At 42.3% G+C, this 21973-nt stretch carries 24 protein-coding genes; 1 reads left to right on the top strand and 23 read right to left on the bottom strand.

The genetic code is table 11. The annotated features are described in order from the left end of the window. Positions 1-41: 41 nt before the first annotated feature. The 7 genes from V6W81_RS13770 to V6W81_RS13740 form a co-directional block, all read right to left on the bottom strand. The gene (locus V6W81_RS13770) at positions 42-1217 is read right to left on the bottom strand and encodes a Ger(x)C family spore germination protein (protein WP_338543772.1); all 1176 of its coding nucleotides are present in this window, start codon (positions 1215-1217) and stop codon (positions 42-44) included. After that, positions 1214-2347 carry a GerAB/ArcD/ProY family transporter gene (locus tag V6W81_RS13765; RefSeq protein WP_338543771.1) on the bottom strand — a complete coding sequence of 378 codons (1134 nt, stop codon included), beginning with the start codon at positions 2345-2347 and terminating at the stop codon, positions 1214-1216. Before V6W81_RS13765 ends, V6W81_RS13770 begins: the two co-directional genes overlap by 4 nt. Before the next feature lie 38 nt (positions 2348-2385). Further along, on the bottom strand, positions 2386-3789 hold the full coding sequence (locus V6W81_RS13760) for a spore germination protein (protein WP_338543769.1): 1404 nt from the start codon (positions 3787-3789) through the stop codon (positions 2386-2388). A gap of 202 nt (positions 3790-3991) precedes the next feature. Next, a complete protein-coding gene (locus V6W81_RS13755; RefSeq protein ID WP_338543767.1) occupies positions 3992-4819 on the bottom strand; it encodes an SPL family radical SAM protein in 828 nt (275 codons plus the stop codon). A gap of 15 nt (positions 4820-4834) precedes the next feature. Next, positions 4835-5740: a protein-ADP-ribose hydrolase gene (locus V6W81_RS13750; protein ID WP_338543765.1), complete on the bottom strand. Its 906-nt coding sequence runs from the start codon at positions 5738-5740 to the stop codon at positions 4835-4837. A 46-nt stretch (positions 5741-5786) separates the two neighbouring features. Then, on the bottom strand, positions 5787-6632 hold the full coding sequence (locus V6W81_RS13745) for a Sir2 silent information regulator family NAD-dependent deacetylase (RefSeq protein WP_338543763.1): 846 nt from the start codon (positions 6630-6632) through the stop codon (positions 5787-5789). 97 nt (positions 6633-6729) lie between these two features. Further along, positions 6730-7146: a MarR family winged helix-turn-helix transcriptional regulator gene (locus V6W81_RS13740; protein WP_338543761.1), complete on the bottom strand. Its 417-nt coding sequence runs from the start codon at positions 7144-7146 to the stop codon at positions 6730-6732. A 199-nt stretch (positions 7147-7345) separates the two neighbouring features. Between V6W81_RS13740 and V6W81_RS13735 the strand changes: the two genes are divergently transcribed. Further along, a complete protein-coding gene (locus tag V6W81_RS13735; protein WP_338543759.1) occupies positions 7346-7819 on the top strand; it encodes a hypothetical protein in 474 nt (157 codons plus the stop codon). 104 nt (positions 7820-7923) lie between these two features. Here V6W81_RS13735 and V6W81_RS13730 read toward each other — a convergent pair whose 3' ends face one another. The 16 genes from V6W81_RS13730 to V6W81_RS13655 form a co-directional block, all read right to left on the bottom strand. Beyond that, positions 7924-8490 (bottom strand): TetR/AcrR family transcriptional regulator, encoded by a 567-nt coding sequence (locus V6W81_RS13730; protein ID WP_056691877.1) that lies wholly within the window; start codon positions 8488-8490, stop codon positions 7924-7926. 81 nt (positions 8491-8571) lie between these two features. After that, positions 8572-9180, bottom strand: coding sequence for a GNAT family N-acetyltransferase (locus V6W81_RS13725; RefSeq protein ID WP_338543757.1), 609 nt, complete (start codon positions 9178-9180; stop codon positions 8572-8574). Positions 9181-9264: 84 nt separating this feature from the next. After that, positions 9265-9615, bottom strand: coding sequence for an Asp23/Gls24 family envelope stress response protein (locus V6W81_RS13720; RefSeq protein ID WP_338543756.1), 351 nt, complete (start codon positions 9613-9615; stop codon positions 9265-9267). A 225-nt stretch (positions 9616-9840) separates the two neighbouring features. After that, the gene (locus tag V6W81_RS13715; protein WP_338543754.1) at positions 9841-10734 is read right to left on the bottom strand and encodes an alpha/beta hydrolase; all 894 of its coding nucleotides are present in this window, start codon (positions 10732-10734) and stop codon (positions 9841-9843) included. A gap of 33 nt (positions 10735-10767) precedes the next feature. Continuing rightward, positions 10768-11355: a sugar O-acetyltransferase gene (locus V6W81_RS13710; protein ID WP_056691891.1), complete on the bottom strand. Its 588-nt coding sequence runs from the start codon at positions 11353-11355 to the stop codon at positions 10768-10770. 173 nt (positions 11356-11528) lie between these two features. Further along, positions 11529-12509 (bottom strand): aldo/keto reductase, encoded by a 981-nt coding sequence (locus tag V6W81_RS13705; protein ID WP_338543753.1) that lies wholly within the window; start codon positions 12507-12509, stop codon positions 11529-11531. Positions 12510-12807: 298 nt separating this feature from the next. Next, complete coding sequence (locus tag V6W81_RS13700) at positions 12808-13227, bottom strand: organic hydroperoxide resistance protein (RefSeq protein ID WP_056691897.1); 420 nt, start codon at positions 13225-13227, stop codon at positions 12808-12810. Between the two features lie 262 nt (positions 13228-13489). Next, positions 13490-13894, bottom strand: coding sequence for a DUF2752 domain-containing protein (locus V6W81_RS13695; RefSeq protein ID WP_338543751.1), 405 nt, complete (start codon positions 13892-13894; stop codon positions 13490-13492). Continuing rightward, a complete protein-coding gene (locus V6W81_RS13690) occupies positions 13869-14225 on the bottom strand; it encodes a DUF4234 domain-containing protein (RefSeq protein WP_145047580.1) in 357 nt (118 codons plus the stop codon). Before V6W81_RS13690 ends, V6W81_RS13695 begins: the two co-directional genes overlap by 26 nt. Before the next feature lie 319 nt (positions 14226-14544). Next, positions 14545-16560, bottom strand: coding sequence for a glycosyl hydrolase 115 family protein (locus V6W81_RS13685; RefSeq protein WP_338543749.1), 2016 nt, complete (start codon positions 16558-16560; stop codon positions 14545-14547). Between the two features lie 265 nt (positions 16561-16825). Then, on the bottom strand, positions 16826-17752 hold the full coding sequence (locus tag V6W81_RS13680; RefSeq protein ID WP_338543748.1) for a cation diffusion facilitator family transporter: 927 nt from the start codon (positions 17750-17752) through the stop codon (positions 16826-16828). A 321-nt stretch (positions 17753-18073) separates the two neighbouring features. Continuing rightward, entirely contained in the window at positions 18074-19114 is a 1041-nt protein-coding gene (locus tag V6W81_RS13675) for an NADH:flavin oxidoreductase (protein ID WP_186380907.1), read from the bottom strand. 62 nt (positions 19115-19176) lie between these two features. Then, positions 19177-19752, bottom strand: a complete 576-nt coding sequence (locus V6W81_RS13670; RefSeq protein ID WP_338543747.1) for a TetR/AcrR family transcriptional regulator — start codon at positions 19750-19752, stop codon at positions 19177-19179. Between the two features lie 47 nt (positions 19753-19799). Then, on the bottom strand, positions 19800-20432 hold the full coding sequence (locus V6W81_RS13665) for a pentapeptide repeat-containing protein (protein ID WP_338543746.1): 633 nt from the start codon (positions 20430-20432) through the stop codon (positions 19800-19802). A 463-nt stretch (positions 20433-20895) separates the two neighbouring features. Further along, positions 20896-21333, bottom strand: a complete 438-nt coding sequence (locus V6W81_RS13660; protein ID WP_338543745.1) for an Imm8 family immunity protein — start codon at positions 21331-21333, stop codon at positions 20896-20898. Continuing rightward, positions 21330-21650, bottom strand: coding sequence for a hypothetical protein (locus V6W81_RS13655; RefSeq protein ID WP_338543743.1), 321 nt, complete (start codon positions 21648-21650; stop codon positions 21330-21332). The genes V6W81_RS13660 and V6W81_RS13655 overlap by 4 nt, the downstream gene beginning before the upstream one ends. Positions 21651-21973 lie beyond the last annotated feature (323 nt).

Raw genomic sequence — 21973 nt, 5'->3', positions numbered from 1 at the left:
CCTCCCTACACTTCTTATCAGTATAAACAGTTCATCCACGGCTAGTCTGTGCCCTGCTCCGGTATACCTTGAGGACCTACGGACTTTCCTGTACGCGTCACGAGTGCCTCCACCTTCACCTGTACATCCATGGTAGAAAAAAGCTCGTCCCAGTTCTTTTGCTGCGCGTTCCATTGCTTGGGATAATGTCTGCGGAATTCAGTAGCAAACTGAAAAAAATCCGTCTTTAGCTGTTTCTGTGCCATGACTAAAGCTTTCTCCGCAAGCTCTTTCAAATGCTCTGACCAAGCTCGATCCAGTTCTTTTAACATCGTCGGATCAGTTAAATTCGCATCGGTAGTATTAAGTACGACTTCTCCTTTGGACTTCACTTGAACCTGCATACGCCATTCATTATTGATAATTTGAGGGGTTAAGGCTGTATGCATTTCAATCGGCATGATGGAGAAGGAACCCTCCATATTCTTTAGCTGGACTGGCATAATAATATTCTCCAGCTCGTTAGCAAGTAACAGAACGCCCACACTCATCGGTTCCGTGACGGTTTTAATATAATGATCATTTTTATATAGGCTTAACCCTTTGATATACGGAGTAGAATCATATCGATCTTTCCCCGGATCTGGTGGTAACATTAACATTCGCGACAGTGTAGCAGAACGGCTTGGGCCTTCAATGGACTGGGCGAGTTCAAGTACCGTCACCCGTGTACCCAGCTTCATATTGGCCATTTCACGCAAGGATTCTGCCGAGCTTCTCTCGAGGGGATCAAGCAAAGCTAGAATATCCTTAGCAGAATCGCTAGTGGAAAAGACATAGGCATGTTCGCGGAATTGAGGATATCGAAGTAGAAAATCGATGTATTGGCGTAAGCCCTGTTTGCCGGCATGTTCACTAATAACAATGACCTCGCAATGTCCCCAGAACATATTACGAGGCACTTTCCTTTGTAATCGATTTAGAGCTTCGGCCACTGTACGTCCTTCTGCTGTTCGAATCATTGTCACTCCGCTTGGGCTTGCCTCACTGCCTCCCGATGATCCCCCGCCCGCCTTTCGTGGAATAAATATCTGGGAAGTTAGTTGATACCGCTCATCCTCATAGTCGATGCCTGTCGCGAGCACAATCGCCAAATCGTTAACTTCAATCCGATCCCAGCATCCGGACAGCACGATACTGCTAAGTAATATCGTGATTATAGATATCACTTTCCTCATTCTCTTCCCCCCGAATCTGCCTTAGCTCCATCTCCGCGGTTGCGTTTCCACAGCTTTTTAAGCAAGGCAATACCATACAAGATCGCTGGAAAAACCAATAATAGTACCAAGGTATATACATTCGCTGAAGAGCTGACAAGATTGGCAGCACTTGCACTGTCGGATACAATCCAATAAGCAAAAACCATACATAAAAATGCGAGTGGTGCTACAACAGGTTTATAGTCATTCAACCCAAACCACTCTGCAGTGGATGTCGCAAAAATATAGAGAAAGACAGAGATTTTGACGAAAATCCCAAAGATCCATATCGCAATAATAATGGACTCAATATGCTGGAGAAAGTCAGCAATCGTAATATATCGTGCAGCAACCATGACAGGATAAGCAAAACTATCGGTTAAGTCTCCGATCAGAAATAAGCAGATGAGATTGGTCACCGTCATAGCAACCGTTGTAAACAGAAGCGAGAACAACATCGTTCTGGTTAAACCCTTTTTACGATTCACGTAAGGTAACATAAACGCCAATACAATATATTCACTGAACCAGGCAGCAGGCGCGACAGCTCCTTTTAGACTTGGCACTATTCCTCTTTCCATAAAAGGCAACATTTCTTCCGGCCTCAGTTCCTTGGTCAGCAGGACAAAGATCAGGCATAATAGCACAACAACCAACGTTACAAATACTTGCGAGGTACGACCCACCACTTCGATACCCAATCTAACATTGATCATACAGACCACAACCATCGTACCCATAATTACGAACAAGGGTGTCTTAGGCAGAGCGTTACTTGCAATAAACTCACCATATCCACGAATAATTAAGCCTGTTAAGTGTGGCAGAAAACCAAGATACATCAGCCCGAATAATTTGCCTGGGAACCATCCTATGATGAGCGTAGAAGACTGCATGATTGTTTTACCGGGATATAGCCGTTCAAGTCCAAGCGATATCCCTATAGTTGCAAGGCCAACGAGTGATCCCCAGATGGGCGAGATCCACATGTCATGTCCTGCATAATGCATCGTTATTCCAGGGACGGATAAGATGGATGTGGCCAGAATGGCGGGAAAGATCATGAATGCTAATTGAGTAACAGATATTTTCCCCTTCTCGGTCAACATTGAACGTCGCCTCCACCTGTTATGTAATCCATTCCAGTCTACCGGGATTTGTTCTCTTGCGTTGGTCGCCACCATACATCCTTGAGCTTCTGGGCTGACGTTGGTGTTGCAGGAGATAGATACGGTGTACCAAAGGAGCGTAAACTGCTTAAGTGAATCACAATTAGGATCACCCCAAGCATTACACCGATTAAGCCAAGTGTGCCCGCCATCAGCATAATCGGAAAGCGCAATAGACGCGCCGCAATACTGGCAGCATATCTAGGGATCATAAACGACGCAATTCCTGTAATCGCGACGATAATGATCATTGGAGCTGAGACAATACCCGCAGTTGTAGCCGCTTGGCCGATAATTAACGCCCCAACGATACTCACAGCCGCACCCACCTGTTTAGGCAGCCGGATGCCAGCCTCCCTTAATGCTTCGAACGATATTTCCATAATGAGTGCTTCGACAAGTGCGGGAAAAGGAATCTCTTCTCTTGCTTTTGCAATACTAAGCAGCAGCACGGTTGGAACCATTTCCTGATGAAATGTGGTTATTGCTACATAAGCCGAAGGAAGCAGCAGAGACAGTGCATAGAAGATGTAGCGCAGCCAGCGAACAAATACACTCATGAACATATTTTGATAATAATCCTCAGGGGACTGCAGCATGGAAAACAAAGTGACCGGGGCTATTAAACTAAATGGAGTGCCATCGATAAGCAGTGCAAACTTTCCTTCTAACAGATTAGCAGTGACCACATCCGGCCGCTCCGTTGCAATCATCTGTGGAAAGGGCGAGAATCGCTGATCGATGATTCCCTCCTCTATGTATTGGCTTTCTAACACGTCTTGTACTTTCAACTGTGCCAAACGAGCTTCTACTTCTTGTAACAATTTAGGATCTATGATGCCTTCCAAGTAAGCAAGCGTAACCTGCGTGCCTGTATACTCCCCCATGGTTCGCATCTGTAGCTTAAGTGCTGGTGTTTTGATTCTCATTCGAAGCAAAGATAGATTCGTACTCAAAGATTCGGTAAAACCATCCCGTGAACCTCGCACCGTAGATTCCGCTGCTGGCTCCTCCGGCGTTCGGCTGGGAACTTGGTACAAGGGGTAAAGTGTGCCCGGTACTTCGCCATCCATCAGGATAAGCGCTTGTCCTTCCATCACCGCCTGGACAGCTTGGCTTAAGGCAAGAATGGTCTTAGATGAAGCCATTGGAACTTGCGTAGGCTCTGCATTTCTTTTCATTTCCATAAGTGGCCCTAACACATGACGTTCTAGCCGATCCGTATCACATAACCCGACACAGTACACACATAACGCAGCAGTCTGACAGGCCGTACGGAACGAATGAAATATAACATCGGAACAACCTGCAAATGTGGTGCGCAGAGTAGCTTCATCTTCTATTAATTTACCGGTCAGTAATGTTTTCTCTAACGTGCTCATGGTGTGTCCTCCAGATGCGTGACGTATTCAAATATTCATAGTTAACGACAGCATGTCCTTCTGAAAACACATTTATACGCTTCTATTTCTGCTCACTGCACTCTCTATGTTCGAGTGAGATGTTGATAATTGCTATACGTTCTTCCTAATGCATAACAGAAAAAAGCCGCCCTATGGCGGCTGTTTAATCTATAAAACTCGACTAACCTAAGAAGGCTTCTTCCTTCGAAACACGAACCATCTCTTCTGGGAAAACGGTTTTGAAATACTTCTCCACACTCCGATGAATGTTCGGACGATACCATTTCTCCAGATCGTGTTCTTTAAAAAGTTCAGGCATACCGAGCGACTTGGAACGTCTACCGCTTGCACCATCGCCAATGTTTAACGTATCAATCCAGATATGATCAACGATACCTAGTAGCTTCTTAGGGAAATCTGGCGTGAACGGTAATACGGGCGAGATGGAAGCCTGCGTAGGTATCCCTGCCTGATGCATCTCCTGCAAAGCCTTCATTCGTAATCGAATCCCGGGTGCATAGGGTGCAAATATTTGTTTTACATCCTCTCGGTCGGTCTCTACGGTCATCGAAACGATAACATTGCTTCGCTTAGTTAGTTCCTTAATCAGATCAATATCACGTGTAACCAATGGACTGCGTGTCTGGATCTGAAGGTGATCCGGTGGACATTCCATCATCGCTTCCAGCACACCACGTGTAATTTCGGCTTGGCGTTCAATTGGCTGGTAAGGATCTGTTGCTGAAGACATAAACAAATGAATTGGTTTGTTCTTCGCACGAAGCTTCTTCCATTCTTTTGCATAGTTCTCAGCTGCATTTATTTTCACATCGACCCATTCACCCCAAGGAATGTCCTTAAACCTCTGAATGGGCATCTCTCGAACATAACAATATTGACATGAGAAGGCACAACCACTATATGGATTAAGTGAATGCGTGAATCCCACGTTTAAGTAGCCTTTTGCTTCCGTCAATATCTGTTTAGCTAAGATTTCCGTGGTTTTCACGTATCTGTTACCCCCTTATTGGGCTTGGAATACCCGCATGTACTGTTCATGATCTTCCTGACTAAACACGTTAAAAATGATCTGCTCAAAGTGATGATCCGGATGAGCATCTAACCACTGCTGTACAGTTGTTACGGCTATCTTGGAAGCCTCGGCTTTGGGAAATCCAAATACTCCTGTAGATATCGAGCATAACGCTACCGTTCTGATATCATCAATTTCATGCGCAAGCTCTAGACAGGACAGGTAGCAGGAAGCAAGTTCCTCCTGTTGCTGTATAGTCAGCGTTGTTCCTTGAGGAACAATAGGACCCACCGTGTGCAGAACGTACGTTGCAGGCAAATGATACGCTCGCGTAATTTTAGCTCCACCTGTTGCTTCCGTCCCATTCTGGATAGTCATGATTCGATTGCAGTCCTCTCTTAGCAAAGGACCTGCCGCGGAATGAATGGCATTATCGATACAAGCATGTAACGGCTGAAAGCAGCCCAGCATATATTCATTTGCCGCATTCACAATAGCGTCTACCTGGAGCTGCGTGATGTCCCCTTGCCAAACAAAGAGTTGATCCGCATGTTCGATAGAAGACTCGGGAAACAGATACGATATCGGGTTAAGCTGATCGCTCCGAACAATCACTTTCTCTCCCAGCTCCTTTTGCAAAAGGGAATCCATTTCTCTCTGGAATGCAACTGGAACCGGGGCTGGTTTTCTTAAGTTCATAAGCCCTCTGAGCAGTTCCCTCTTCTCTGCATATTCGGATGGAATAGACACATGCTGAAGATTATTGAATTCCGCAAGAAGATGCGTTAATAACGTATCGACGATTTCCTCTTTTGACGCTTCAGTTGGAGGATAGGGTACATATGTGCTTTCTAACTGAATTTCATGTGCATATGCGCTCAAAGGCAATTGATTCATCTATATTCCTTCTTCCTATGTCCCCTTCATAGGGAAAAACATACATTTACGTACGGATCAATTGAAATGCTTGATTCATATCCTCTGTAAAGGCGATAGTCTTATGTTGGTTCTCTGCTAATCCTGCTGGCTCATCTAGGTTAAAACGAATCAATGTGGCATGCTCATTATGGTACGTCATTCGTTCAAACGGATACCGGATGATACCTGGCGTATTAAACCCAACACCAAGTTCCATGTAGACTACGTTCTGGTTTTCAGAATCTTGTAGAAAGCTACGATACATTCTCTCAGACATATGCCATTGCTCATCTTGAACAAAATATTCGTTAATTCGCAGGTTCACATCCATCGTTCCCCCACAGACAGGACATTTAGGCACAAGGTTTGTTGGTATCTTACAATCGACCGTCTGCTCTACCATCTTCTTCACTAGCTCTTCATTATCATACAGTGTATCATGGCATCCCCTTTCACATTGCAGATACCCATAATTACCTTGAATCTCAAATATGGAGCTGGAAGCAAATCCTGCCTTCTCGAATTGACTCTCAACATTGGTCGAAATCACAAAATGCTTTTTATTCTTCACTAGCTCATACAAATCCAGATAGAGTCGTGTTGTGCCTGTGTCGTAACGATTCAGTTGGATATGTCGCGCCCAGTAAGCCCACTTGTCTTCCTGCGTCTCAAAAGGATAAAACCCGGAGCTATACAGATCCGTGAATCCGTACTTATCAATAAAGTCACCGAAGTGATCTGTAAATCTCTTCCCGCTAAATGTTATGCCAGCAGCAGCCGATAGACCCGCCCCTCCTCCCAGCAAAATATAATCTGCCTCTTGAATAATCACTTTAGCTTGATCTATCCGTTGTTGATAATCCGTGTTCATTATAGGTTCTCCCTCTATCAAGTCTGTCGTACGCTCTTCTAGCACACACCATTTATAGTTTTATATAAGACAAATTTAGCAAGAATAGTTCAACCCATTAAAATTCAATCTTCTGAAGTAAGCTCATCATGGTCTTCTTTTCATCTAATGAGAACTTCTCATAGATCTTCTCAATAAGATGATGGGATATCTCTTCAAACTCTTCCCGCAGGTCATGTCCTTTCGCTGTAAGAGATAAACGATAGATCCGCGTATCCTTCAGATCCTTCTCTTTGTGAATGTATCCTCTTTTCACCAGTTTATCGACCAGAACCGTTACGGTTGACTTGTCTCGATCAATTAACTTGGAGAGCTCTTGCATCGTAAGGCTATCCTGCTGATATAAACGAAACAGAATGTCACCATGAGATGGTGCAATATCGTTAATACTCCTTTTCCTTAATTCACTCTCAATAAAACGATTACCATGACGATGTATCCGACCAACCAGCGACAGTATAACATTTTCATTCATTTCTCTATTTTAGTTTTATATAAAACTATAGTCAAGACGGGGTATATTTTGAAATAAACCTCAACAAAGCTACTAACCAAGTTTCTCCTGAAAGAAGTAAGTACCACGTTATACGTTGTTATGATTGGAATAATTAAGAAATTTAGCTATGATTAATCAATGGTAACATCGTAATTAACCTTCAAGGAGAAACTGTGAAATGAAGAAAAGTAACCTTGCATTTGTCATCCTGCTCGCCCTTATACTCGGTGGGAGTATGTGGAAATCGATGAATGATAACAGGACTATTGTCACAACCCTGGATCAGTTAGTTCTGAATCAGATCGCCAGTACACCGATCACCTCCATCGAGGTAACGCATTACGTCTTAGATCAATCATCCAAAATCACTGTGACGAATCAAAACCAGATCAATACCCTACTTCACGAGTTTAAGGATAAGAAAGTAGAAGAACCTAACACAGTTGCACCTGACATGGAAGATTATTTCCGCATTCATATAAAAAGTGATACGGATAGCCTCATGAATGTTGTAATATTTCCGAATGATGTGATACAGGTACTCAGTGATATGTCGCACAATAACCATAATAATCGGGATGAAGTTACAGGAACTTACCACATGGTAAACAAGATCAACACTCAACTCTTCGTCGATTTATTCAATTCATAATATCAAAAATAACCTCTGATTGATGATTGTTCATCTTCAGAGGTTATTTGGCTTGGAATCACTGACGTATTGCTCTACTGTATTACATCGAATGAGAGTTTGCTTCATCGAGCTTTAAAGCCGTTGTAGAACGTGTCCACCACGAGCGCTGCAGCCGATTTTCTAGCGATATGTCCATCAACAACTTGCTGCCAGGTAAGAAAAAGAATCGAATATAACACATCAATAATCCAATTACGATTCACATCCTGACGGAAATATCCTCTTTGTTGCAGCATACTAACCGCTTCCAAGACAGGCTCTCTTAGCTTCTGATCAGCACCTTCAATGTCTGGATTATAGTTTACAGAAGAATCATGTCCCAGGAAATAAATCTTATCTCCAAGTGGAATAAGGGCTTCAATTAAGTTCGGGAAATAATCCTCACAGTTCTCTTCAGTCAGCGGAAACTCCCGAATCTTCTCACTAACAACTTCAATGGCACGGAATCCCAGATGAATCATGAGCTGTTCCCTGCTCTCCACATACCGATGCAATGTTGCAATTCCGATGCCGGCTGCATCGGCAATATCATTCATGGAGGCGTTGGGCTTCTCAATAAGCAGCTTGGTTGCTTCATCAAGTATGGCGTTCAGCCGTGTTTGTTTCATGGATGACATTTCTTTTTTCATGTTCGTACACCTCAGGGGAAATATGGCTATTTAATGTGTTCGCATCTCATTGCCCAGTATACCATAATCTAGAGCTATGCATTATTTCAGCTTTTTCACCATTCTGTATAAGGATACCGCGGGTTTATTCACTTCGGATGTGATCTCATAACCGAGTCTGGCATAAAGTTTGGCCGCTAGATGATTTTCTTTTTTCACAGTGAGCGAACATAGGCTGAATCCCTGCTTGATTGCTTGTGCTTCCGCATGATGAATAAGCTGTGATCCGATCCCCATCCCTCTGCTCTCGGGCATAGCAGCAAGTGTGGCAATATGGAACTCTCCTGCGAATCCTTCCTTTAAAGTAATCGTAGATAATAACGCTCTTGGATGTAACAAACTATAACCAATTAGAGCTAGTTTTCGATGAGAAAACAGTTGTTTTACCGTAGAACTGACCAGCTTATCCAGAACCGTTATTGGTAAACAGGTAATCATTCCGAGTGTTGAATCACCCATCTTAGCTTCATAGGCATATTCATGACTGAATCGATTATTTTTAGACTTCCATAACTTACGGAAGGTAGCATCAACGACGCTCTGGCTGCTCGACCCCGCTATGGTATGGGCAATATCCCCCACAGCCATTAAATTAAGCTTAGCTCCGGCAAGTGAGTGCGGGTTGGCTTGTACGATGGAAATGTTGGTCATATTAATCACTCCTATGATCATTAATGATAAGGATATCATTAGGTTGCGAACGCTCGCGCTGCTATGCTATGTGCTATTCACCATCTATTTAGTACCAAGATCTATACCTTCAATTTTGATATGAATTGTACTGATCGGTAATCCTGTGAAATTCTCTACGGCTGCTCTCACATTCTCCTGCAGATCTCTGCACACTTCCTGCATTCGGATCCCATACCGCACAATCACACTTAATTGAATATCTAGTCCTGTGTCCTGTTCTCGTAGCTCGATGCCGTTGTATATACGGTTGCCAGTCAATTTTTGTGCAAGTGACTCCACAATTCCGGTAGACAACGATCCAATACCCTCGGTCATACTTACTGTTTTACCAATAATTTTGGATACAACCTCTTTAGAAAAAGTCGTTTTGCCCAGTACGTTTTGAATCAACATCGTCTCCATCCCCTTTTATAAAATTTTTCGTACTACATGCATTTTAGAGGTGATGCTTGAACTTTTTTAAATTTTTGATAGTTATTACTATCATTTGATTATATGATATTTCATTTATGCACATGAAGTCAACTAACTTGGTCAATCATTACAATTACATAGCCAAAACAGAAAAACAGACGTGAATGGTTTCACGTCTGTTAACTTCAATCAATATATTATGGCCTATTCTGGGTCGACACTTGAAAATGCATCTTTCAGCTTATCACACATCAGATACCAAGCATCTTCTGCGATGGCTATATCTCCATGATGTGTGAATCCATGTGGCACGTCTTCATACTGTTTGAAATGTACCTTCACACCTTGCTGTTCAAGTTTATCTGCATAGTCTCTTGCTTCGACAGCGAGTGAATCCTTGCTCGCAGTAATAATTAGAGCCTCCGGCAAGCCCTCAAGAGACTCGGCGAACACTGGTGAAGCCAAAGGATTCTGAGCATTGGCTGGATTATCCAAATACATTGCGTTAAACATTCTAGCCACTTCCGCAGGAATCGCTTCCGGAAAGCTGGGTTTAAGTCCAGGATCGGTGTGCAAATCAAGTGGTGGATAGTCCAGTATCTGCAATAGAATTGGCAGTTGATCCCCACGCTGCTTGTTCAACAAACACACAGCCGCTGCTAGATTCCCTCCTGCACTATGTCCTCCGATGGCCAGCTTCTCTGCATGGATTCCGAATTCTTCTGGATGCTCATGCACCCACACAGCTACGTCATAACATTCATGAACTGCTGTAGGAAACTTGTGCTCAGGAGCCAATCGGTAATCAATGTTAATGACTACACAACGAGCTTCATGTGCAATGAGTGGGCACCAAGGATCATCTCCTTCAGCATTCCCCGCAATAAAACCACCCCCATGCATATTAATAAATACAGGTAAGGGTGCGCCTGGATCAGGCTCAGGAGTATAAATCAAGACACGAGTTTCACCAACAGAGGTAGGAATGAATACTTCTTGACGTTCTACAGAGAAACTGGAGCTTGGTTTCAGCCCTGAATCAGTATCAACCGGATTTTCACGTATTTGAGTTATCATTTCTTGCTGTTCTTCATTCATCGTCTTCACTCCATTCATTATTCATGGGGTTAATCACTCTGAATCAGTCTGCACTTCGATTTCCTTAATGATCCGAGCCGGATTGCCGCCAACGACTACGTTATCTGGAACATCCTTCGTCACAACCGCACCTGAAGCGATAACGACATTATGACCAATGTTCACGCCAGGGTTGATAATAGCTCTACCCCCAATCCAGACATTGTTGCCGATGGTAACAGGTTTACCATACTCCGGTCCGGCTGCACGTTGAATAGGATCCAGTGGGTGTGTTGCCGTATAGATATGTACATCTGGTCCCATTAAGCAATGATCTCCAATTCGCACTTCACAGACATCGAGAATGGTGCAGTTAAAATTGGTATAGAAGTGGTTGCCAACATGGATGTTATAGCCATAATCAAAATGAATATTTGGCTCCATATACAGAAAGTCTCCCGTTGACCCCAACATTTCTTTTAACATCTTAACACGAATTTCTCCATCAGACTCTGTCGTTTGATTGTACAACCGCGTCATTCTCCGGATCTGTTCTCTTTCTTGGCTTAGTTGAGGATCAGCAGCATTGTATAGCTCGCCAGCCAGCATTTTCTGTTTTTCTGTCTTAGAGATGGATTCCATAGTTATAATAGCTCCTTCACTTGCGTAAAATTTTATATTTATAATACTTTTTAAATGTATTTTAATTATATGCTGAATATGGAATAAATCAAGTCGTCCTTCCCTGAAATAGAAAAGGTCGCCATGTTGGCGACCCTTTCATGTGATATAACATATTGATTCTATGTTAAAATTTATACAGCACCTACGACGGCATGGGGTACATACGGTTCTTCCAAGAATGAAATTTCTTCAGAGGTCAGTTTCACTGACAATGCTCCAACGGCATTTTCTAGATGCGAAATTTTAGTAGCACCGATTATCGGAGCCGCAACTGGTTGTTTCTGTAGTAACCATGCAAGCGCAATCTGTGCCCGAGGAACTTCATACCTGTTTGCAAGTTCTGCAACACGTTCCACAATAACACGATCTGTTTCAATGGTTGCGTCATATTTGGATTTCTGAATGTGATCTGACTCGGATCGTTCAGTTGTTGTCTCAGGATCTCTAGTCAGTCTCCCTGATGCAAGCGGACTGTAAGGAATTACACCAATCTTCTCCTCCCTACATAAAGGAAGCATCTCTCTTTCTTCTTCGCGATATAGAAGGTTGAGATGATTTTGCATGGAAACAAAACGAGTCCATCCATGTATTTCAGCCACATGCAATGCTTTCAAAAACTGCCACGCGTACATTGCGGAAGCGCCAATATATCTAACTTTCCCAGCCTTCACCACATCATGCAGTGCCTCCATCGTTTCTTCAATGGGAGTATTGTAGTCCCAGCGATGAATCTGATACAGGTCGATGTAATCCGTGCCCAATCGTTTAAGACTTTTATCTAATTCACTAATAATGGCCTTACGTGATAGCCCCCCACCGTTAGGTCCTTCATGCATACGTCCATGGACTTTCGTAGCAATAACGATCTCATCTCGATTAGCAAAATCTTGGAGTGCTCGTCCAAGAATCTCCTCGCTTGCCCCAATGGAATAAATATTGGCCGTGTCAAAAAAGTTAATCCCCATCTCGACTGCCTTCTGAATGATTGGACGACTATTGGCTTCATCAAGCACCCATGAATGTATCCATTTGGTCGCATCCCCAAACCCCATACAACCAAGGCACAGTCTCGAAACATCCATTCCTGTATTTCCAAGTTTCACGTATTCCATTGATCATTCACTCCTTCAATCGGATGTATTACCCGTTCATGTCTTTTATTATGTACCAAAAGCGAAGCTCAGCGTTATCTCATTTATATCAAATGATTGCCTAATCCTCTTATAAGGATTAATTACAATAACAAAACACCTTCAAGATGATTCCCTTATCTTACGACAAGGATTCATTCTCCTGAAGGTGTCATGTGTTCTCACGCTATAGTTAAAGGTTAGTACCTTGGTTCAGGTATAACTCTTGTATCGTATTTTTGACAATGGTAATACTCTCATTCACCAGACTTCCTAAGGTTTAGTCCAAGTTTACAGTTACATTCACATTGCCTTTGATGGCTTTGGAATATGGACAGTAGTCATGGGCAAGTTTTACGAATTTTTGTGCTTGCTCCTCATCCAATCCGTCAATTCTCACTTCAAGCTCAACTTCCAGCTTAACGCCGTTATCTGAAGGATCGGTTTGAAGCATTACAGTTGCAGTTACTGTGCTTTTTTCAATGCTTACATTGTGCTTCTTCAGTTGATATTCCAAGGCTGAATTGAAGCATGCACTATACCCAGCAGCAAACAATTGCTCCGGATTCGTAGCTGTAGTCACTTTACCGCCAAGCTCAGGTGGTGCAGCCACATCAAGCATAAACACAGTATCTGGAGATTGAACGACACCTTGACGTCCACCGGTATTAATCACTGAAGTTTCATATAAAGTTTTCATTGTAATAAGCTCCTCTGCAAATGTTTTAGTTTTTTAATTATTCATCATCTTTTTGTTTACAATTGAATTGTACACAATTTAATTGTTGTTGTAAAGCTTTATTTTCTTTATTTTTCGGATCGTACTTTTAGCTCAACTCACATGGCCTATGTTCTAGGCTTCTCTCGGCACAAAAAAACAAGACTACCAAGAGTGGCAGCCTTGTTCTACAAGCGTGATTCATAAAGAAATGATGAAGATAAACGATTGCTTATTGCTTTATCTATGTGAAACTGGTCGGCTCCATCCAACTGAATATCGGGATATTACGAAGGATTCCAAATGAGATAGTTAGACCTAACATACTGTACAACAGCCCATTTTTCAGGTTGACCCAATCTTTCTTCACAGCCAGCATATACAACAGATATAGCGGGGCTAATATAAAAATAAGCATATTGTATCGAAAGGCTTCGTGAATATCGAGTCTTAATATAGCCCCGAGTGAACGAGTAATACCACACCCTGGGCAGTAAAGCCCCGTAACTTCATGGAATACACATGGAATGCCAATTCCTGTTAGAGGCAGCCATACTTTTAAATACAGATATCCGGCTCCACCGATCAATATCGTCCCAAGCACCTTTTTACGAACGGAAGAATTAGTAGTGATGAGGCGCATGCGCATATTTGTTAATCTCAGATTGAGCCAAAGCGTAAGTAATAATGCCCATACCAAAAAGCATCAGAACCAGGTACAGAACCGAGTGATCCTGACTGTATTGTTTCCGTTGGTAATGAACAACTTCTAAATGTTTACCTAATTGATAAGCCCATATGTAACTCCAGATTCCACAAGTCACGAGTGTTAATAACAGATGTTTCAATCCAACGAAATCCCGATCTCCACTAAGTTTGCTCACATCTTCTGTTATCGTATAGAACCAATAAATCCCATACAACCCGCACGTGATAATCGTAAATACAATGGATAAAGCTATACTTCTATTCGTAATCACTCTATTAGTCCTCCCCATGTTGTGTAATGAATAACATACTTCATTTTATTCTTCACATGGTGGACTATGATTGACACAGGTAAAGACGTACACAATTTCACCTCCTCATACGGGTATATCTCTCTAGCTTCATTAATGCTTCGACGCTATAACCCATGGGAATCATTATGGATATATTCCAGTATATTCATATTAGATCTAGCTGTACACTATTTGTCGAAAAAAACAAAAAAAGCAAACAAAGACTACTGGAAGAGATCTGATTCTACTTCCTTCAGAACACATCCGAGAGTCTTTGCTTGCTTTAGCAGATATTCACCTATATATTAGAATGTTTCTTCTTCATTGCCTCATATAACTCCTCATTGGTCAGGTGATTCTCAAAATTCGTGATCAATATGACCTTTTTGTCCTCAGGCGCATATAACACTTCTCGCTGCCACATGAAGAAATGTGGACCGTCACCGATATTTCTCACAACACCCATCAGTATGCCTAACCAATAGGCGGTTTGCTTTACATCCGTCAGGCAGTCATTCTGATAGAATCCTCGCCACTTGCCATGTTCTCGGTCGATCATGCTCTGGTGTGCAGATTCATAAGCTTCCTTGGCTCTACCTAGTTGATAAAATGCATTCATGTAATCTTGTTGCTCATAGTGAGTGTAAGCTTCACAGAACGCGAGCCCACCCTCAGCAAAGTCAGCATACATCTGGTACTGCAAACCGATGCTGTCATCTAGCAGGAATTTTGCCGTAATTTCGTTTCTGACATCAGCAGTCTTACTCAACATACGACGATAGCTCTCAAGCGCTTCTCTACATTTTCCCGCATACCACTGAATTTGCTTCGCAAAGTTGTCCTCATCACACGCCCAATTCATGCCGTGCACGGGAGATAAGGTATCAGCCTTCAACCATTGTGACACGAACTGGCGTGTGCTGTAATTGTAAAACTGATCTCCACAACCCTCATCCGCATGTTTCCCATACCTTGGGGCACAATCAGCATATTTACGATAAAGTTCTGCGATCCCCTGATGCTCTTCCTCATAATAGGCACTTACATAACGCTCTGGATAGGTTGAATGATCTAAGTCTCCGTTAGACCATATCTCAGCGATTGCTTGCAGCACATATACATGTGGCTTAACGTTGGAACAATTCACGATCAGGAAGTCATTGACACCTCGTTCTCGTGCATGGACAAGCTCATCCCTAACCATCGTTAATGAATTCGGTAACATCGTCATATGGCTTGCTGCCTGTAGATCATAGAATGAGGCATGATAATACACACCGTGAGAATCGTGCTTCTTATCTTCAGCGGGAAGTGCCTCAGTTCGTGAGTCAACCGCATGTTGTCTTCTGGCAACCATTTTACCGTACCCATTGTCGCCCCATATTTTGATGGTGTCCTCAGGAATGGTTAGGTAGCCCTTCTGGTATAAATCAACCATTTCGCCATATAAATTCGTACAAAACACAGGATTGTCCACCGATTTCCTCACGATAGTGCGCTGTTCTTCCATGATTGAAGCAATCAATCGTCCTCTGCTCTCATCCGTCTTGTAACGTTCGTCATCTAACCAAAATGGTCGATCTCCCTGCCCCCGGAAACCAATGTTCCAGATCACCTTCTTGTCAGCCTGCTTCTGTACCCCTTGCTCCCACAGCGCTCGGAACAGATCGGGATGTTCATCAAATGAAGGATTCAGATCCGGGTAAGCTCTCAGGAACATGTCTGCGCCCAGAGGTTCTGCGTGATGATGTGTAATCCACAGTCCCATATCTGTGGCCAGTTCACTGTATTTCTTTGAATTATGATCCGTACCCGGAATAACCATGTTACCACCCAGGCGTAACAATGCTTCCATGACCATGACCCACGGTTCCTCTGTGCTTTCCTTCAACGTCCAATGATTAATCAACACCTCATCGTTAACAAACCACCCACGGTAACGATAAGCAGCTGGGGTCGATTCCATGGTGGAAGTCTCGATCTCTATGTATGGCACTTGTTGCAACACTTGATCATTCCAAAACCAGAACGGCTGAATTCCGAGAAATGTATAGCTCAACTCATTCAATGCATAGATGTAGCCTAGGCTATCAGAGGCTTGGATGGTGATCGTGTCGTGATTGATATCAATCATATAAGCTTCCTCTTGTACGTTGCTGCTATGCTTCAAATAGATGTCACCCGTCGTAACGTCTATATCCCGGGTTGTACTTAATGTGAGTTCAAGATCACGATAGAACCTCTGAATTGCAAGCTGAATGGGTTTCGTATCTAACTCTGAATGAATCTTGGTATCCGACGATAAAATAAACATAAGTACCCTCCAGTATAGAATGAATAACATTTCGTAATAACGCTTTCATTTCTCTGGTTCATGAATCTGATTCAATAATCTACTTCACATCTCATACTATCGTTTCCCCATCAAACCATCAACTAGGGCATATCCATAATTTCAATTAGAAGTTCTTAGGACATGCTCACTACAAAAGAAAAAAGTCGCCATTAGGCGACTCTCTAACTACATGTGGAAGAATGATACTCCTTTTCATAAATACTTAGGTGAAGCCGTATCCTTACTATCCGTTTGCTTCTTTTGAATAATGATATTCCGTATTCTCTTTGCCAGAGTCATCTAGTCCCGGCTCAACATGAACATGAACAGTGTACACATCGTATTCTCTAAACATTTCATCCTCTACATTCGTTGAGATGTCATGCGCTGTCTGAATATCCATGTCTGCACGAACGACGATAACCACATCCACCACCGCGTTGTTTCCATAGTTACGTGCTCGTAGATCTCTAACTTCGTCTACACCGTCTACATTCGAAATCGTATCTCGATAAGCAATAATCAACGCTTCGTCGAATCCATCTGTCAGATGATGTGTGGCTTCACGGAAGATTCCCCATGCCGTTTTGCAGATAAGCAGGCCTACAAGCACAGCCGTCAAAGGATCAAGCCATGGCAAGCCAAATTGAGAACCAACAATACCGATCACCGTTCCAACACTGACCCAAGCATCCGAAATATTATCCTTCGCTGCCGCCATGACGGCCTGACTCTTAATTTTCAGGGCTAGTCTCTTATTGTATCTGTAGACAAAATACATCACCGCAGCACATATGATGCCTGTCCAAGCTGCAATGAGATCAGGAGATTCACTTTTCCCTTCGAATATGGAGGATGCTGCTTCGTACAACACCTGAAGACCTACGACCATCATGATAAATGAGGCCACTAGCGAGGCTACGGTCTCAGCTTTCCAGTGACCATACGTATGATCATTATCTGCCGGCCGCTGAGCCAGTCTCAATCCGACCAGCACGGCTATAGAGGCAACAATATCTGTGGCGTTATTTAAACCATCGGCTTTTAGAGCCTCAGAGTTAGATGTGTATCCAATAACCATCTTGATTGCAGTCAGACATATGTAAGCAATAATACTGATGATTGCGCCCTTTTCTCCCAATTTTAAATTGTCATACTTCACCTGATCCATCTTTTTTTGAATCCTCCTGTTTCCGCATCTTCTCGTTCGCTGTATGATCTTATCACTCGCATATTGTGTGGGTCTAGAGAAACGTTTTGAATCGAGCGAAACTTAATCTGACTGCCGAAAAATTGTGATAGAGGTCAAAATAATTTGGACGAGGTCAACTTTTAACTAATCGTTGATCTTGGATATTGAACTTCTTTTGTAAAAATAAGAAAAGCAGTGGTAACCACGTCTGTGGTTTGCCACTGCTTGATAAGAACTTTTTTTCGTACAGAAGATAGTGATTAGATTAGTCAATTAGTAAGTTATAATTACAAAATTTAATTAAGACAGCTCAGTCAAAGATTCTCTTGTGAAGGGGATCAGATCATCTATGCGGCCTTCTTGGATTTTCTTAGCCCATGCAGGATCAACCAGAAGCGCACGTCCAACAGCAACCAAGTCAAACTCATCGTTCTGAAGGCGTTGAACCAAACCATCGATACCGACGTTGCCAGCTCCTTTACCTTCTGTGAACAAACTTGTGAAATCACCATCAAGACCAATCGATCCCACGGTAATGGTTGGTTTTCCAGTCAGCTTTTTCGTCCATCCAGCAAAATTCAGTTCAGAACCTTCAAATTCGGGCTCCCAGAAACGACGTGTAGAGCAGTGGAAAATATCAACACCAGCTTGAACTAGCGGTGCTAGAAGCTGCTCCAGCAATGCGGGAGTTTCAGCAAGCTTCGCTTGATAATCATCTGACTTCCACTGGGATAAACGAAGCACGATCGGGAATTCTGGTCCTACAGCTTCGCGGCAAGCCTCAATGACTTCAACCGCAAAACGTGTGCGGGACATCATATCTCCACCGTAACGGTCTGTGCGTGAATTGGTTTTCTCATATAAGAATTGGTCAATCAGGTAGCCATGTGCTCCATGAAGCTCGATGCCATCAAATCCAAGACGCTTGGCTTCAGTAGCAGCCTGTGCGAATTCATGAACAATTGAAGCAATATCTGCTTCTGTATAGTCGTTCACATGACCTTTGGCTCCCATGTGCCAGATCTGAGGAATGATTCGACCACCCGCTTCGTGTACCTCAGATACAACCTGAGCCCAACCTTTCAATGCATCTTCTCCATAGAAGTGAGGTACATTCGCCTGGTTGGATGCGTCAGGGTGATTAATGATTGTTCCTTCGGTCACGATCAACCCCACTGCATTCTCTGCTCTACGGCGGTAATATCCTGCAACGTTCTCACCTGGAATCCCATCCGGGGAAAATTGGCGAGTCATCGGTGCCATTACAATTCGATTCGACAACTTCAACGTTCCGATCTCAATAGGTTGGAACAACGCTTCTACGGTTTGAGAATGATTCATGATTACCTCCACATATTCGTTTTTATTTTGACTACACAGTCAAGAATGAAGTAAAAAAAAGATCAAGCAACGATCATGCCAAATGACGTCCGCAGAACCGTCTCGATCTCTTCACGGGATGAACCCGATTTACCCATAACCCTCACACCGGCTATGGTGTTGTTAAGATAAGCAGCAAGCTCATTACTGGTGAAACGACTAGATATTAATTGCTGCTCTTGACCCTTTAGGATAATCTTCTCTAGAAGCTCTCGGCTCTCTTCAAACATGAGTTTAATCTGTTGCGCAACCTGTTCATCCTCTGCTCCAAATTCAAGCGAAGCATTCATCATCAGGCAGCCTTGGCAGCTCGCTTCATGCTCTACTAAAGAATCACGAATCGCATTTAGCTGGTCAAGAGGAGACGAGTGCGAAGACTCGATCTCTTTCAACTTAGCAATAGCCTGTTCGCGGTATAGCGCTAGCGCCTTCAAAAATAAAGAACGCTTATCACTAAACACACAGTACAAACTCTGTTTCTTGACACCTGTTGTACGAGTGAGATCCTCATAGGAGGTCGCTCGGTACCCTTGACGCCAAAACACTTCCATAGACTGCTGTAATACCACATCAGCATCAAATTCTCTTGGTCTACTCATGTGTCTAATTTATCAATTCTTGACTACGCAGTCAAGTACTTAATAAACTATTGTATAATCATGCCTAACAAACCAACAAAGGTAGATGCCTGATATGGCGAGATCACACAGCCTTTCAGATTTTCGATGTCCACACCTATTACATCAAAATCACAGGTACTTAGGTTAACACCATTCAACTTGGTACCATGCATTAAGGCTTGATCCATCTTACAACGGCTAAATTCAAGTTGCTCAGAGACCAGATAGCTAAGGTCTGTACTGATGAGCGAGCACTCTTCCCATGCAAGATGCTTCATATTAGAAAATCGGAAATTCGCATAATCCATCAGGCTATTGGAGAAGCTAACATTTTTCAATCGACTATCCGAGAAATCGGTTCCGATGAGTTTACAATTTTTCCAATGCGCACGGTGTATGAAGGCATTCGCGAGATTAACATTAGAGAAATCACAATTCTCAAAGATCACATCTGTAAATTCACAATACTCTAAGCTGGATTCCGATATAATGACGTTTTTGAACCAAACCTTCTCGAAGGAAACCTTCGTCGCCTCCTGATTGGCGAGTGTCATATGTTCAAACCGTTTGTGGTCATATTCCGATTTGGATGTCAAAAAGTGAACCGTCTCATCGTCAAGTAAATGCTCTTGAATATGGGGAAATTCGATTGTCATCATTACCTCCAAGGCTGAATTAAATTTTCTTAATCAAAGATTATTTACGTCAGCGACTTATTGACAGAACAATTTCTGAATCACTGCTATCCGCAAATTTTTAAAATAACTTATTTTTCTAATATAACTGAATACATTCATATACGTTAAATAGTAAAATAACATTCCTTTATATTACACTCAAATTTTGCAGCTCAAAGATCAACCTAAACGTTTATGCCCATAAAATGATTCAATATGAAAATTTCTGTTGGCAATCAAATTTTTGATTAATATAGTTTGTTTGCTGTCATCTAAATCTAATTTAGCACGTGGGTTGTCAAGCCCCTCACTCACCTATCTCAAAAGTATATGCGATAAGAAAAAACAACCATGAGGGGCCAAAGCCCCTTATGGTTGCTAGAGTTAACTAATAAGCTGTCTCTTACTTTAATTACTTCGAACTGGTGAGCGTTTCAGTCTTAGGTTACTCTATGCTCTCATTCGAATGTTCTTTGATCATCTCAAGAAACTCTTCCTCACTATTCAAGCGTACGGAATCCGTGTATTCCCATCTGAAATAAGGATCGAGACTTTTAGCTACTTCATCCCATGTATCCCTTTGATGTTTGAGAAGGATTTGTTCTATTTTTTTAGTGATCATTTCAAAGTCTAGCCTATTTACAATAAAATATCTTGAACCTAATATGATGTCTAAGCCATCTCCAAGTTCTCTTTCGAGCGCTTTCGGAGTTATGATTCCAAAATCAAAATTATCCTCTCCTTCAGAATCTTCAGTTCCAATACAAGCTGTACCTGACAAATAAAAATCGTCTCCAATATCTTCAGTCTCTTTAAATTGTAATTTCCCATGAATATTGGGATTCCCAGTAATGATGAGATCTTTCAGGATTGGTTTTATCACGTTGTATGCTTCCACTCCTTGTTTTCTGAAAGACTATTCAAGTTATAGAACAATTTAAGATGTTTTTGTTCTCTATCCATTAACCCAAAGTGATGTTCGTAGTTAAGTACAATCTCTTTATAACCAAATATCGTTGTAATTTGCTCGGGTTGTGGTTCTCCAATAAAATTAAAATACCAGGAATCCGGGATCTTATGATCAATCACTTCAAACCATTCATAAGGAAACCATACAGGATCTAAATCTAAATCGGGATCAGGATGGCTTACCTTTAATAAATAGTACATGTAATTGTCCCAGTGTCCAATCGAGTACACATTTAGAATTCTCCCGATTTCCAACGATTCACAGCGGTAATCTTCGGGATATCTGCTCGTATTGATAATAAATTACCTGTGGCTCCTATACATTTTACTTTCATAAGTAATCCCTCACATGAAATAATTATTTATCCTTGAATTTGAAATCGTCATACTGACGAATCCTGAAATTATAAACCCAGTGTATTTCTCTCCATTAATTGTTCTACTCATCTTGACCCAACCATCACTATGATTCCATCTCTTATCTTGCATTAAAGATGGCATTTTTAATATGGTCCCCTTAGAAGGATCAGAATAATTCTACAAGCCTTCCATCT

Source organism: Paenibacillus tundrae (assembly GCF_036884255.1).
Classification (GTDB): Bacteria; Bacillota; Bacilli; order Paenibacillales; family Paenibacillaceae; genus Paenibacillus.
Note: the sequence above shows the minus strand (reverse complement) of the source record. Positions and strands in the feature narration are given on the sequence as shown.